The sequence below is a fragment of the Mesorhizobium sp. M0018 genome (assembly GCF_040323955.1).
Classification (GTDB): Bacteria; Pseudomonadota; Alphaproteobacteria; order Rhizobiales; family Rhizobiaceae; genus Mesorhizobium.
Map to the genome: position 1 here is coordinate 91,946 of NZ_JAMYVL010000003.1, position 12,767 is coordinate 104,712.

13 protein-coding genes are annotated in these 12,767 nt (G+C 64.9%); 6 read left to right on the forward strand and 7 right to left on the reverse strand.

Annotated features, from left to right (window positions below; translation table 11 throughout):
* Window positions 1-84 precede the first annotated feature (84 nt).
* The 4 genes from NKJ81_RS04965 to NKJ81_RS04980 all read right to left on the reverse strand — a co-directional run bounded on the left by NKJ81_RS04965 (window position 85) and on the right by NKJ81_RS04980 (window position 4,326).
* Complete coding sequence (locus tag NKJ81_RS04965) at window positions 85-1,614, reverse strand: YifB family Mg chelatase-like AAA ATPase (RefSeq protein ID WP_352540027.1); 1,530 nt, start codon at window positions 1,612-1,614, stop codon at window positions 85-87.
* Window positions 1,615-1,776: 162 nt separating this feature from the next.
* A complete protein-coding gene (gshB, locus tag NKJ81_RS04970; RefSeq protein ID WP_352491152.1) occupies window positions 1,777-2,718 on the reverse strand; it encodes a glutathione synthase in 942 nt (313 codons plus the stop codon).
* Between the two features lie 217 nt (window positions 2,719-2,935).
* The gene (locus NKJ81_RS04975) at window positions 2,936-3,310 is read right to left on the reverse strand and encodes a GtrA family protein (RefSeq protein WP_352472815.1); all 375 of its coding nucleotides are present in this window, start codon (window positions 3,308-3,310) and stop codon (window positions 2,936-2,938) included.
* An 8-nt stretch (window positions 3,311-3,318) separates the two neighbouring features.
* On the reverse strand, window positions 3,319-4,326 hold the full coding sequence (locus NKJ81_RS04980; protein WP_352539826.1) for a glycosyltransferase: 1,008 nt from the start codon (window positions 4,324-4,326) through the stop codon (window positions 3,319-3,321).
* A gap of 129 nt (window positions 4,327-4,455) precedes the next feature.
* On the opposite strand from NKJ81_RS04980, the gene NKJ81_RS04985 reads away from it, so the two are divergent.
* The 6 genes from NKJ81_RS04985 (at window position 4,456) to NKJ81_RS05010 (ending at window position 10,953) form a co-directional block, all read left to right on the forward strand.
* Window positions 4,456-6,258: a GtrA family protein gene (locus NKJ81_RS04985; RefSeq protein WP_352539827.1), complete on the forward strand. Its 1,803-nt coding sequence runs from the start codon at window positions 4,456-4,458 to the stop codon at window positions 6,256-6,258.
* Between the two features lie 132 nt (window positions 6,259-6,390).
* Complete coding sequence (locus NKJ81_RS04990) at window positions 6,391-7,158, forward strand: SDR family NAD(P)-dependent oxidoreductase (protein ID WP_352539828.1); 768 nt, start codon at window positions 6,391-6,393, stop codon at window positions 7,156-7,158.
* Window positions 7,158-8,108, forward strand: a complete 951-nt coding sequence (locus NKJ81_RS04995) for a 2-dehydro-3-deoxygalactonokinase (protein WP_502904273.1) — start codon at window positions 7,158-7,160, stop codon at window positions 8,106-8,108. Before NKJ81_RS04990 ends, NKJ81_RS04995 begins: the two co-directional genes overlap by 1 nt.
* Window positions 8,105-8,743, forward strand: a complete 639-nt coding sequence (locus NKJ81_RS05000) for a 2-dehydro-3-deoxy-6-phosphogalactonate aldolase (RefSeq protein WP_352539830.1) — start codon at window positions 8,105-8,107, stop codon at window positions 8,741-8,743. Before NKJ81_RS04995 ends, NKJ81_RS05000 begins: the two co-directional genes overlap by 4 nt.
* Window positions 8,743-9,624: an SMP-30/gluconolactonase/LRE family protein gene (locus NKJ81_RS05005; protein ID WP_352449619.1), complete on the forward strand. Its 882-nt coding sequence runs from the start codon at window positions 8,743-8,745 to the stop codon at window positions 9,622-9,624. The genes NKJ81_RS05000 and NKJ81_RS05005 overlap by 1 nt, the downstream gene beginning before the upstream one ends.
* 270 nt (window positions 9,625-9,894) lie before the next feature.
* A complete protein-coding gene (locus tag NKJ81_RS05010; protein WP_352539831.1) occupies window positions 9,895-10,953 on the forward strand; it encodes a D-alanine--D-alanine ligase family protein in 1,059 nt (352 codons plus the stop codon).
* On the opposite strand, the gene NKJ81_RS05015 is transcribed toward NKJ81_RS05010, so the two are convergent.
* From NKJ81_RS05015 to NKJ81_RS05025, 3 genes are all read right to left on the reverse strand, one after another.
* A complete protein-coding gene (locus NKJ81_RS05015; RefSeq protein WP_352539832.1) occupies window positions 10,950-11,237 on the reverse strand; it encodes a DUF1330 domain-containing protein in 288 nt (95 codons plus the stop codon). The genes NKJ81_RS05010 and NKJ81_RS05015 overlap by 4 nt on opposite strands.
* A 170-nt stretch (window positions 11,238-11,407) precedes the next feature.
* Entirely contained in the window at window positions 11,408-12,121 is a 714-nt protein-coding gene (gene pyrF / locus NKJ81_RS05020) for an orotidine-5'-phosphate decarboxylase (protein WP_352457269.1), read from the reverse strand.
* Window positions 12,118-12,714 carry an NADPH-dependent FMN reductase gene (locus tag NKJ81_RS05025; RefSeq protein ID WP_352539833.1) on the reverse strand — a complete coding sequence of 199 codons (597 nt, stop codon included), beginning with the start codon at window positions 12,712-12,714 and terminating at the stop codon, window positions 12,118-12,120. Before NKJ81_RS05025 ends, pyrF begins: the two co-directional genes overlap by 4 nt.
* Between the last annotated feature and the right edge of the window lie 53 nt (window positions 12,715-12,767).

Below are 12,767 nucleotides of genomic sequence, written 5' to 3' on the forward strand. Positions count from 1 at the left end.
TCGAAATGCGACAGGCCGAGCGTCTCACCGGCGACCCCACCCGGCCGCTTCGCGGCCACCCTCCCCTCAAGGGGGAGGGGAACGTCACGCCGCCTGCGCCATCCGTTCCGAGCTCATGCGGTAGGAAATCGCTTCGGCCAGATGGATGCGGCCGACCGTCTCGCTGGTCTCGAGATCGGCCAGGGTCCGCGCCACCTTCAAGACGCGGTGATAGGCTCGTGCGGAAAAGCCGAGCTTTTCGCTGGCATCCCTCAGCAGCGACAGGCCGGCGGCGTCGGGCATGGCGATCTCCTCGATGACTGACGGCGAGCAATGGGCGTTGGTGGTGGCGGTCGCGCCGAGCCGCTCGAAGCGCTCGCGCTGGATCGTACGGGCGCGGGCAACACGTAGTGCGACGGCGGCACTTTTCTCGGCCCGGTCCGGCCGGATCAGATCGCTGGCCGAGACCGCCGGCACCTCGATCCTGAGATCGATGCGATCGAGCAGCGGGCCGGAAATGCGCGCCTGGTAGTCGGTGCGGCAGCGATCGCCGCGCAGGCAGCGATAGCCCGGCTCGCCGGCCATGCCGCAACGGCACGGGTTCATCGCCGCGACCAGCTGGATACGCGCCGGATAGGTGACGCGATGATTGGCGCGCGCAATCATGCAGTCGCCGGTCTCGAGCGGCTGGCGCAGTGCATCGAGCGCCTGCGGCGAGAATTCGGGAAATTCGTCGAGGAACAGCACGCCGTGATGGGCAAGCGAAGCCTCGCCCGGCCGCACGCGCAACCCGCCGCCGACCATCGCCGCCATCGAGGCCGAATGATGCGGCGCGCGGAACGGCCGCCGGTCGGTGAGTTTTCCTTCGCCGAGTTCGCCGGCCACCGAGGCGATCATCGAGACTTCGAGCAATTCCCTGGGCGCCAGCGGCGGTAGGATCGACGGCAGCCGCTGCGCCAGCATCGACTTTCCCGACCCCGGCGGTCCGACCATCAAAAGATTGTGGCCGCCGGCGGCCGCCACCTCCAGCGCCCGCTTGGCGGTCTCCTGGCCCTTGATGTCGGCAAGGTCGGGCAGGTCGCGCGCCGCGGCATGGATGCCGGCTTCCGGCCGTGACAGAACCTGCGTGCCGCGAAAATGATTGGCGATGGCGATCAGGCTGCGCGGCGCCAATATGTCGAAGTCCTTGCCGGCCCAGGCCGCTTCCGGCCCGCAGGCGAACGGGCAGATCAAGCCCTTGCCTTCGGCATTGGCGCCGATCGCCGCCGGCAGCGCGCCCGCCACCGCGGCAATGGTGCCGTCGAGCGACAATTCGCCAAGCACGACATAGCCGGCCAGCATGTCGCCCGGAATGGCGCCGAGCGCCGCCATCAAACCGAGCGCGATCGGCAGATCGTAATGGCTGCCCTCCTTGGGCAGGTCGGCGGGCGCCAGATTGACGGTGACCTTCTTCGACGGCATCGACAGGCCGGATGCATGAAGTGCTGCCTGCACCCGCTCGCGGCTTTCGGCTACAGCCTTGTCGGCAAGGCCGACGATGTGCATGTTGACCTTGCCCGGCGCGATCATCACCTGCACGTCGACCGGCACGGCCTCGATGCCCTGGAAAGCAACCGTGCGAACCCGCGCCACCATGTCTTCACCCCGGATGCAGGCTTTGCCCCAAGCCTTTGCGATCATGCCGCGAACGGCGTCACCGGAGACAACCACAGATTTCCGGCGAAGGCAAGAACATTTGGGGAACAGCTGAGCGCAACGGCGGCAATGGTTTGCAACGCGGCCGCTCGCGAAGCGAGGCTAGTTGCGCTTCTCCTCCACGGCATCCCAGAACAGGCTGGCGATGTCGGCGCCGCCGAAGCGCTGCACTTCGCGTATGCCGGTCGGTGAGGTCACGTTGATCTCGGTCATGTAGTCGCCGATGACGTCGATGCCGACGAGGATGAAGCCGCGCTCTTTCAGCGCGGGGCCGATGCGGGCGCAGATCTCGCGTTCGCGTTCCGTCAATTCGGTCTTTTCGGCGCGGCCGCCGACATGCATGTTGGAGCGCGAATCATGCTCGGCCGGCACGCGGTTGATGGCGCCGACAGGCTCGCCGTCAATCAGGATGATGCGCTTGTCGCCACCCCGCACCTCCTTGAGGTAGCGCTGCACGATGTAGGGTTCGCGGAACAACTGGCCGAACATTTCGAGCAGCGAGGCGAGGTTGCGGTCGGCCTCGTGCAGGTGAAAGATGCCGGCGCCGCCATTGCCGTAGAGCGGCTTGACGATGATATCGCCGAACTCCTTGCGAAAGGCGGCGACCTCGAGCGGGTCCTTGGTGATCAGCGTGTCCGGCATCAGGTCGGGAAATTCGGTGACGAAGATCTTTTCCGGGCTGTTGCGCACCCAGGCCGGGTCGTTGACCACCAGCGTCTTCGGATGGATGCGCTCGAGGATATGCGTGGTGGTGATGTAGTTCATGTCGAAGGGCGGATCCTGCCGCAAAAGGATGACGTCCATCTCCGCAAGATCGGTGCGCACCTTCTCGCCCAGCGAATAATGGTTGCCCTTCTCGTCGCGGACCTGCATCGCCTCGATACGGGCAAACACCTTGCCTTCGCGCAGCGACAGCCGGTCGGGCGTGTAGTGGAACAGCTGGTGCCCGCGCCGCTGCGCTTCCAGCGACAGCGCAAACGACGTGTCGCCGGCAATCGACACGGTAGAGATGTGGTCCATCTGGACGGCGACTTTCAGGGGCATGGGTGCTCTCCGGCGCAGTTGCAACGAACGTGCGTCCACCCGGACGCACATACGCTCCAACACTTTGAATCCATGCATCGCGCTTTCCGAAAATCGATTCCGATTTTTCGGGCCGATGCATCGACGAGAGCGATATAAGGAAATCGGCGGCCTCTGCCAATCGGCCAAGGTCATGATGAGGCTGCGCTTCTGGCGCAGACCCCAATGCGATGTGCGTTCAGCGGTCGAAGACCAGCTTGGAATAGCCGAGGAAGGACAGCGCCATGGCAACCAGCGAGGCGACCGCAAGGGCGACGAGCGGCGGCACCATCGGCAGCGCGAACAGCATGGCGCAATAGACGAGATAATTGACGAGGCTGGTGGCGATGCCGACGCCGCCATAGCGTGCGCCCTCTTGCGCGACGCCGCGGCTGGAAGGCGAGAAGGTCAGATGGCGATTGATCAGCCAGGTGACGGACAAGGCAAAACCGATCGAGATGATTCGGGCTGCGAAGGGGCCAAGCGGCGCTATCGCCAACACCAGCCAAAGCGCCGCCGCGTCGGCGACGAAGCCGATACCGCCGGCGACAATGAAGCGGGCGAGGCGTCCCATTTAGGGCTCTAAGCCGCCCGCGGGGTCTTGCGCGGTCCGGTCTTCAAAGTCGCGAGCGCACTTGCGCGTTCGCGTTCGACGCGGCCGGAAGGCATCGACAGATAGAAGATGCGCTTCTGCTCGGCCCGGCCGCGCGACACCGAATCGAGGATTACCCCGGTCACCGCCGCCAGCATCGACAGCAGCAGCAGCCCGACCGACAGCACCCACGTCGGCATGCGCGGCACAAGCCCGGTTTCGGCGAACTCGATCAGCACCGGCGCCATCAGAAACAGGCTTGATGCCAGGAAGAACACCGAAAAAGCGCCGAAGAAACGCAGTGGCTGCGTCTCCTTCATCAGCATGGCGAACATCCACAGGATCTTCGCGCCGTCGCGAAAGGTCGACAGCTTCGACGAGGAGCCTTCCGGCCGGCGGCCATAGTCGAGGCCGATCTCGCTGACCGGCAATTTGAGCTGCGAGGCGTGCACCGACATTTCGGTCTCGATCTCGAAACCGCCGGAAACGGCGGGAAAACTCTTGACGAAGCGCCTGGTGAAGGCGCGGTAACCCGAGAAGATATCGGTAAAGTCCGAGCCAAATAAACGTTTGTAGAGGCTGTTGAAGATGCGGTTGCCGAAGGCGTGGCCTGTCCTGCCGGCGTCGTTGGCGACACCGCGCCTGGTGCCCACCACCATGTCGGAGCGCTCGGTCAGCAGCGTGTTGATCAGTTGCGGCGCGTCCTCCGGCGCATAGGTGCCGTCGCCGTCGGCCATCAGGTAGACGTCGGCCTCGATGTCGGCGAACATGCGGCGCACGACATTGCCTTTGCCTTGGCGCGGCTCGCGCACCACGATGGCGCCGGCGGCGCGGGCTCGGAGCGCCGTCAGGTCGCGCGAATTGTTGTCGTAGACATAGATCGCTGCGGCAGGCAGCGTTTCGCGAAAGCGCCGCACCACTTCTCCGATCGTCAGCTCCTCATTGTAGCAAGGCAGGAGCACGGCGATGCTTGGCTCATGGCGCACTTCTTGTGGCATTTTCGTCTCCGGATGCCCTGTGAGGCCCCTGACCGCTCAAACGCCGGCCTCGCTCGGGCGGCTTTACTATTTATTGAAGCTGTTAAGGCTAGGTTTAAACCGCCCCGTATTCCTTCCAAAGGTCCCGATATGAGCACAGCCGACGATGGCGCCTCCATTTGGAGGTCCGATATCGCGCTGGCGCTGCTCGCCACGGCGCTGGCGCTTGCCGTCAATGCCTTTGCCGGCTTCCCGGCACTGACCAATGCCGGCGGCGACAACGACAATCTGCTGCGCCTCGTCGAAGTTCGCGACATGCTGGCCGGCCAAAGGTGGTTCGATCTCCACCAGTACAGGATGGGCCTGGAAGGCGGTTTCGTCATGCATTGGTCGCGGCTGGTCGATGCGCCGATCGCCGCCATCATCATCGCCGTATCGGCCCTGACCGGCAGCGCGGCCTTTGCCGAGAATGTTGCGCAAGTGCTGTGGCCGGCGCTGCTCTTCTGCCTGACCGTATTTTTCACGGCTCGCGCCGCGCGCAGCTTTGCCGGTGACAGCGCCGTGCTGCCCGCTGTCGTGATCGGCGCTGCCGCACTGTATTTCCTCGGCATTTTTTCGCCTGGCGCGCTCGATCACCACAATGTCCAGCTGATGCTGAGCATGGCCAGCCTGAGCCTGTTGCTTGAAGCGCCAACGCGCAGGCCGGCGGCATTGCTCTCCGGCCTGTGCACCGGATTGATGCTGGCCGTCGGCATGGAGGTCGCGCCTTATGTGGCCACCATCGGCGCCTCTGTTGCCATGCTGTTCGCCCTCGGCGCCAATGGCGAGAGGCTGATCGCCAGGGATTTCGGCCTCGGCTTTGCCGGCGTCTCCGCTCTCGTCTTTGTCGCCACCATTGCGCCGTCGGCCTGGGGTCAGGCGCAATGCGACGCCTTCTCGACCGTGCAGTTCGTCGTCGGGTCGATTGCCGGAACCGGCCTTGCGGCGATAGCGTCGATCGAGCCGGCCGGCCGCACGCGCCGATGGCGGTTCGCCTCGCTTGGCCTGCTTGCCCTGGTATTGGCCGCTGTCATCGTCTTTTTGTTCCCACAATGCCTGGCAGCGCCCTATGCCAACCTCGATCCGCGCCTCAAGGAGCTATGGCTTGATCACATCGACGAGGCGCAATCGCTGTTCAAGCTGCTCGCTGAAGATCCGGCCGGGGTGGTGGCGCGCTATGCCACGCCGCTCATCGCGCTCGTGCTGATGGCGCTTCGCCTTGGCCGTGGCGGCTGGCGGCGGCAGGACAGCCTTGTCGGCGCGCTGCTTGTCGTGGCCTTCATCGTCAGTGCCTGGCAGGTGCGCGGTTCGACATTCTCGATCGCCTTCGCCGTCATCCCGCTTGCCGCCTGGATTGCCAAATGGCGTCAACGGGCAGAGGTCAGCCCGTCGCGCGGCGTGGCGCTGCGCATGGCCGCCGTCTGGCTGGTTTCAGTGAATGCCGTCTGGACTGGGGCTGCCGCGGCAACCTCGGTCGCCTTCGAGGACAGCAATACCGCCGCCGATAATGGCGACGGCGCCGATGTCGCTTGCCAGCGCATGGCCTCCTTTGCGGCACTCGGCCGCCTGCCCGGCACCACCGTGCTGGCAATTTCCAATCTCGGATCGCCTATCCTGGCCTATTCCGGACATCGCGTCTTCGCCGGGCCTTATCATCGCAATGTCGCCGGCAACCTGCTGGCGCTCGATGCCTTCCTTGGGTCCGATGCCGATGCCAGGACGGTCGTGGCGGATCATCACGTCGGCCTCGTCGCGCTGTGCCCCGGCAGCGCCGAAACCAAGCTCCTCGCCGCCAAGGCGCCGGCAGGCTTTCTTGCCGGGCTGATGCGCGGCAGCGTGCCGGAATGGCTTGAGCCGGTTGCCGGGACCAGCGGAGCCGCAGTCGAATTGTACCGCGTCCGGCTGGGCAGCTGATCGATCGGCGGCCCGTGCGGCCTTTTGTCGGACATAAGTCCTGACAATCCACTCTTTCGCCCTTGCCCGCCCGACACGGCTGGATAGGATGCGCGCCGGCCGACCGAGATCATTGGACCGGGAGAGAATTTCATGATGCCATCGGCACGCTTTGCCGACCTCGAAGGCGCTTCGGTGCTGATCACCGGCGGCGGCTCCGGCATTGGTGCTGCCTTGACCGAAGGTTTTGTCCGCCAGGGGGCAAACGTCGCCTTCATCGATATTGCCGACCGTGCGAGCCTGGCGCTGGCCGATCGGTTAGACAAGGAACTGGGCCGGCGGCCGCTCTATCTCAAGACCGACATACGCGACATCGAGGCGTTGCGTCTATCGGCGGGCAAAGCTGCAGAGGCGCATGGCGACGTGACCGTGCTGGTCAACAATGCCGCGCAGGATGACCGTCATGCCGTCGAAGACGTCACGGTGGAGTTCTGGGACAACAACCATGCCATCAACCTGCGCCCGCATTTCTTCAGCGCACAGGCGGTGGCGCCGGGCATGAAGCGGGCCGGCGGCGGCTCGATCATCAACTTCACCTCGACGTCGTTTCTCATCAACCATCCCGATATGCCGGCCTACACCGCCGCCAAGGCCGGCATCGTCGGTCTCACCAAGGGTCTTGCCGGCAAGCTCGGCGTCGACGGCATCCGTGTCAACGCGATCGCGCCCGGCTGGGTGGTCACCGAGCGGCAGAGAAAGCTCTGGGTCACCGAAGAAGCGCTCGCCGCTCATGTCGCCAAACAGTGCATCAAAGAGGTGATGCAGCCGGAAGACATTGTCGGCACTGTGCTGTTCCTGGCGTCGGATGCCTCACGCATGCTGACCGCGCAGATGCTGATCGTCGATGGGGGGTTCCTGTGATCTCATCGAGCAAGGCAGCTTCCGTCGCGGCCGTCGACTGGGGCACCACCCGCATGAGGGTCTGGCTGCTCGACGGCGCCGGCAAGGTTCTCGCCGAGCGGCGCGGCGATGACGGGCTGATCACCGCCCAGGCTAAAGGATTTTCGTCCATTCTCGAAGGGCATCTGGCTGCCTTGGGCGCAGCCGAGGCGCTGCCGGTCATCATTTGCGGCATGGCCGGTTCGCGCCAGGGCTGGCTGGAGGCACCCTATGTCAGCGTGCCGGCGCCGATCGGCGCTATTCTCGCCGGCGCTGCCCGCATTCCCGGCCAGCGCCGCGACATCCGCATCGTGCCCGGCCTTGCCCAGCGTCTGGCCGACGCCCCGGATGTCATGCGCGGCGAGGAGACGCAGCTTGCCGGCGCCGGTTTGCCGGCAAAGGGACGCCATCTCGTCTGCATGCCTGGCACCCATTCGAAATGGGTGCTGGTCGAGGACGGCTCTGTTGCCGGTTTCGGCACCTGGCCGACCGGCGAGCTGTTTTCGGTGCTGGCCGCGCACTCGATCCTGCGCCATTCGCTGGGCGAGCCGCCGAAGCCGGTTGCCGCCGAAAATCCATTTTTCCGGGAGTGGTGCCTGAAGGCGTTGGCCGAAGGCGGTGACATCGGTTCAAGACTGTTCTCGATCCGCGCCGCCAGCCTGCTGCAGGATCTGAAGCCCGAGGATGCCGCCGCCTGCCTGTCCGGCCTGCTGATCGGCGGCGAGATCGCTTCGGCAAATCGCCGTTATGGGGCGAGTGCCGTGCCCGTCGTGCTGATCGCGTCGGGCGCACTCGGCAAGCTCTATGCCGACGCCCTCGGTCTTGCCCGGCTCGCGGTCAGGGTGGTCGACGCCGACGAGGCGGTGCGTGCCGGTCTTGCCGAAGCCGCGCGCGAAAATGGCATGATCGCCGGAAATGGAGTTGCCGCATGACCGAGACCGCACCTTTTCCAAAGCTCGAGCGGGGTCTGGTCGCCATCCTGCGTGGCCTCAAGCCAAGCGAGGCGGTGGCGATCTGCCAGGCGATCTTCGGCGCCGGTGTCGAAGCGATCGAGGTGCCGCTCAACTCTCCCGATCCTTACGCCTCCATCGCCAGCATTGTCGGAGCGCTTCCTCCAACAGCCTTGGTCGGTGCCGGCACGGTGCTCAGCGCCGCCGATGTCGACGGCCTGCACAAGGCCGGCGGGCGGCTGCTGGTCAGCCCCAATATCGATGCCGAGGTCATGGGCCGGGCCATGCACTACGGCATGGTGACGATGCCCGGCGTGTTCACGCCGACCGAGGCATTTCAAGCAATCCGGCTCGGCGCCTCGGCATTGAAATTCTTCCCGGCGAGCGTGCTTGGCGCGGCAGGCATTTCGGCGATGCGCGCGGTGCTGCCGGCCAGTGTGCTGGTCGGCGCGGTCGGCGGCGTTTCAGATAAGGATTTTGCCGGCTACAAGGCAGCCGGCGTCAGCGTCTTCGGTCTTGGCTCCAGCCTCTTCAAGCCGGGCATGAGCGTCGACGAAGTGGCAGCGCGAGCGAAAGCCGCAGTTCAGGCCTGGGACGCGGCGTTTGGAGCGGCATGATGAGCGAGACCATTGTTTCGGTTTTTTCCGACCATGTCTGCCAACTCGGCGAGGGACCAAGCTATGACCCTGCCACCGACACGCTCTACTGGTTCGACATCGTCAACGGCCAGCTCCTCGAACAGCGCCTGTCGGGCGGTGCTGTCAAAATCCACGAGCTCGGTCAGATGGCCAGCGCCATCTGCATCATCGACGACCAACGCCAGCTGATCGCCACCGAGACCGGTCTGCATGTCCGCGACGTCGCGACCGGCAAGCTGACGCTGCACACGCCGATCGAGGCCGACAATACGGTCACCCGCTCGAACGATTCACGCGTTCACCCTTGCGGCGCGCTGTGGGTCGGCACCATGGGCAAGGGCGAGGAGAAGGGTGCCGGTTCGATCTACTGGTTCTTCAAGGGCGAGCTGCGCCGGCTCTATGCCGACGTCACGGTGCCCAATTCGATCTGCTTTTCCGAGGATGGGACGATCGCCTATTACACCGACACCAGCACCGGGCTGTTGATGCGCGTCGGCTGCGATCCGGTGACCGGACTGCCGGTTGGCGAACCGAAGGTCTTCGTCGACCACCGTTCGGCCAAGGGCTATATCGATGGTTCGGTGCTCGACCGTGACGGCATATTGTGGAACGCCTGCTGGGGCGGCAGCGTCGTCGAAGCCTATGGACCCGACGGCAAGCTCGTCCGTTCGGTGGCGATGCCGGCGACGCAGCCTTCCTGTCCGGCTTTCGTCGGCAGGAATGCCGACCGGCTGGCGGTCACCTCCGCCTGGTCGGGCAAAAGCGAGAAGCAGCGCCTGCTCGACCCGCAAGCCGGCATGACATTCATGCTCGACATTCCAGTCAATGGTCGCTTCGAGCCACGCGTGCTGATTGGCTAGACCATGATCCCGAAAAGTGGGAACCGGTTTTCGGAAAAGATCATGGTCAACCAGGAAGATGGCGCCGTTGCTGTCGTGCAGGCGTCCGGCTGACGTCGGTTCCGCGAAAGCCGAATGCATTCGCCGTGCGATGCTAGAACGGTTCATCGTTTCGCGGGAACGCTGAAACGCTCTATCTCTTTGTTTTGACGCAATTCCGGACGGAAAACCGTTTCACACTTTTCCTGGAATTGCTTTAGGCAATCGTGCTGCCGGGAAATCGTTTCGATCATGTCAAGCCGCGAGCCGAAGCTGATCCTTGTCTACGAGCCAGAAAAGGCTTGCTTCGATCGGCTGGTCGCCGATAACCACGTGCCGGAGCGTGCCGCCGAAATCGCCTCCTATCTGGCGCAATCGACCGACTTCGCTGCTGAATTCGACGCACTTGCCGCCGCTTGCCAGAAGCGCGGCTTGTCATTTGCCCCGCTGGCGCTCGACGACGCCGCAAGCCTTCTCGGCGGCGAGGACCCGAAGACCACGCTTGTCTGGACGCTGACCGACGGCGTCGCCTATTTCCGCGGCGGCGCGGCACCGGCTCTGGCACGGCTGAATGGCCTCAAGGCGATCGGCGCCGACGATGCGCTGTTCGCGCTCTGTCAGGACAAGTTCCGGTCCGGCGCCGTGCTCGGCGCGCTTGGCCTGCCGGTGCCGCAGGCGGGCCTTGCCCGTGACGGCGCCTGGCTGGTCGCGCCACCGGCCTCGCCCGCCGGCTGGTTCGTCAAGCCGAACCGGCTCGGCGCCAAAATCGGCATCTGGCCGGATTCGCGCTGCCACGATCTCGGCCATGCGCTGGAGCTTAGCCGGCGCGTCTTCGCCGCCTATCGCGACGATGTCGTCGTCCAGCCCTATGTCGCCGGCCGCAACGCGCGCGCCAGTTTTCTCGGATTGAGGCCGGATACCGGCGTCGAGGCGCTGGGCATCGCCTTTGTCGATTCGGACGGCGATTTCCAGACCATGCAGGACAGCCTGGCGCTTTACGGCGATACCGGCGCAGCGGCGAAAGCTGCGGGAAAATATACCGAGCCGGTGCTGCTGCCGGTCGCCGGCAGCCAGCCTGAAGCCGATGCAAGAATCCGTCGCATCGCCGAACGCCTGATGGTCGGGCTTGGCCTGCGGGATGTGTTTTCCATCGATTTCCGGGTCGAAGCCGACGACAGCGTCCACCTCATCGAGTTCGAGGTCTGCCCCGGCCTGCCCTGCTTCGATTTCCGCGATTACTGTCGCCAGCAATGGGGCTTGAGCCTCGCCGACGCGATGGCGGAGGCAGCGGCGAACCGGCTTCTCGCCTAAATCCCCTCGACCAGCACGATTTCACCATCGGCCACCTTCTGGCGGATCGCGACGGCGCGCTGGTATTCGGGCGAGTGGTAGCAGTCATGCGCCGCCGCAAGCGACGGAAACTCGATGATCACGTTGCGGTCGCGGCCCGGCCCCTCGGCCTTCTCATGTGCGCCGCCGCGCGCCAGGAACTTGGCGCCGAAGCGATCGAAGGCCGGTTTGGCGGCGGCGACATAGTCTTTGTAGCCTTCCGCATCGCGCACGTCGACGCGAGCGATCCAGTATCCCTTGGGCATGGTATTTCTCCTGGTTTTTGGCCGTGCGCGGACCGATGTTGAAAGTCGCTCCGGTGAGATAGCTGGGGGTGTTTTCGAGAACCGGAGCGGAGCGTACTTAAAGTACGTGAGCACCGGAAGCGGAGAAAACGCCGTCAGACGGCCGCCGGAGCAAGTTTCGGAATTGGTCCTCAGGCCGAGCGCATTTCATCGAGGATCGCTTCCGCCGCCGCCCGCCTGTCGGCCGCACCGACGATCGGCCGGCCGACGACGAGGTGGCTGGAGCCGTTGCGGATCGCCTGCGCCGGCGTCACCACGCGTTTCTGGTCGCCATGGTCGCTGCCCTTCGGCCGGATTCCCGGCGTCACGACCGCCAGGTCGGGGCCGACGATGCGGCGCACCGCCTCGGCTTCCTCGGCCGAGCAGACGATGCCGCCCATGCCGGCATGCAGCGCCTGCTCGGAGCGCCTCAGCACCAGTGTATGCGGATCATATTCATAGCCGGCGTCGATCACGTCCTGCTCGTCCATCGAGGTCAGCACGGTAACCCCGAGCAGGCAAAGGTCGCTGCCCCTCGCGGCCTCGACCGCCGCCTTCATCGTCTTCGGATAGGCGTGGATGGTCAGCATGCTCATGCCCATCCTGGCGATGTTTTCGACGCCCTTGGCCACCGTGTTGTCGATGTCGAGCAGCTTCATGTCGAGAAAGATCCTGGTGCCGCCGCTGGCCAGCTCGCGGGCGAAGTCGAGCCCGCCGGCAAAGGCGAGCTGGTAACCGATCTTGTAGAAGGAGACGATCCCGTCGAGCTCGCGCACCGCTTTCTCGGCTTCCTTCAGCGTCGGCAGGTCGAGGCCGACGATCAGCCGTTCCTGCATCGTGTCGGCATGCGCGGCGTCCGGGATCATGCCTCGATCCGCGTCGACAGCATGCGCGAGGTTTCGATCAGCGTTCGGCATAGGTGCTCCATCGATTGGCGTAGTCTCTCGTCCCTGAACTTGCCCTCGTCGTCGAAGGCGTTGCCGCCCTCCGGCACCGAGCATTCCGGTGTCACCACCTCCATCCGGCAGCGCACCAGAACGGCGCGCAAATGGTTGATGCAGCGTATCCCGCCGAAGGGTCCGTTGGAAGACGAGCAGAGGCCGGCGACCTTGCCGGCAAGCGGTCTGAACGCCCGGCCGCCATCCTTGCGCAGCTGGCTCACCCAGTCGATGCTGTTCTTGAGCAGCGGCGGAATGGAGCCGTTATATTCGGGCGTCGCGATCAGCAGCCCGTCATGGGCGGCGATCATCCGGCCGAGCTTGACGGCGTTTTCGGGAATGCCTTCGTCCTTTTCCAAATCCTGGTCGAGGATCGGCAGCGGATAGTCGGCGAGCGAGATGCGGGTCACCTCGGCGCCCTGCATGGCAAGTTCCTTCTGTGCCACGTCGGCGGTCCTGCCGCTATAGGCGCCGCTGCGCACCGAACCGGCGACGACGAGAATTTTCGGGATCACAGCCATGGGTCTGCCTTGTCACCCGATGGGTATAAGACAAGTGCTATTCAAACCCAACG

Bases quoted from the DNA above. Each gene is read 5' to 3' on its own strand.
- NKJ81_RS04985 (WP_352539827.1), top strand. From the start codon at position 4,456: ATGAGCACAGCCGACGATGGCGCCTCCATTTGGAGGTCCGATATCGCG.
- NKJ81_RS04980 (WP_352539826.1), bottom strand. From the start codon at position 4,326: ATGCCACAAGAAGTGCGCCATGAGCCAAGCATCGCCGTGCTCCTGCCT.
- NKJ81_RS05015 (WP_352539832.1), bottom strand. From the start codon at position 11,237: ATGCCCAAGGGATACTGGATCGCTCGCGTCGACGTGCGCGATGCGGAA.
- NKJ81_RS04965 (WP_352540027.1), bottom strand. From the start codon at position 1,614: ATGGTGGCGCGGGTTCGCACGGTTGCTTTCCAGGGCATCGAGGCCGTG.
- NKJ81_RS04975 (WP_352472815.1), bottom strand. From the start codon at position 3,310: ATGGGACGCCTCGCCCGCTTCATTGTCGCCGGCGGTATCGGCTTCGTC.
- NKJ81_RS04990 (WP_352539828.1), top strand. From the start codon at position 6,391: ATGATGCCATCGGCACGCTTTGCCGACCTCGAAGGCGCTTCGGTGCTG.
- NKJ81_RS05010 (WP_352539831.1), top strand. From the start codon at position 9,895: ATGTCAAGCCGCGAGCCGAAGCTGATCCTTGTCTACGAGCCAGAAAAG.
- gshB (WP_352491152.1), bottom strand. From the start codon at position 2,718: ATGCCCCTGAAAGTCGCCGTCCAGATGGACCACATCTCTACCGTGTCG.
- NKJ81_RS05000 (WP_352539830.1), top strand. From the start codon at position 8,105: ATGACCGAGACCGCACCTTTTCCAAAGCTCGAGCGGGGTCTGGTCGCC.
- NKJ81_RS05005 (WP_352449619.1), top strand. From the start codon at position 8,743: ATGAGCGAGACCATTGTTTCGGTTTTTTCCGACCATGTCTGCCAACTC.
- pyrF (WP_352457269.1), bottom strand. From the start codon at position 12,121: ATGATCCCGGACGCCGCGCATGCCGACACGATGCAGGAACGGCTGATC.
- NKJ81_RS05025 (WP_352539833.1), bottom strand. From the start codon at position 12,714: ATGGCTGTGATCCCGAAAATTCTCGTCGTCGCCGGTTCGGTGCGCAGC.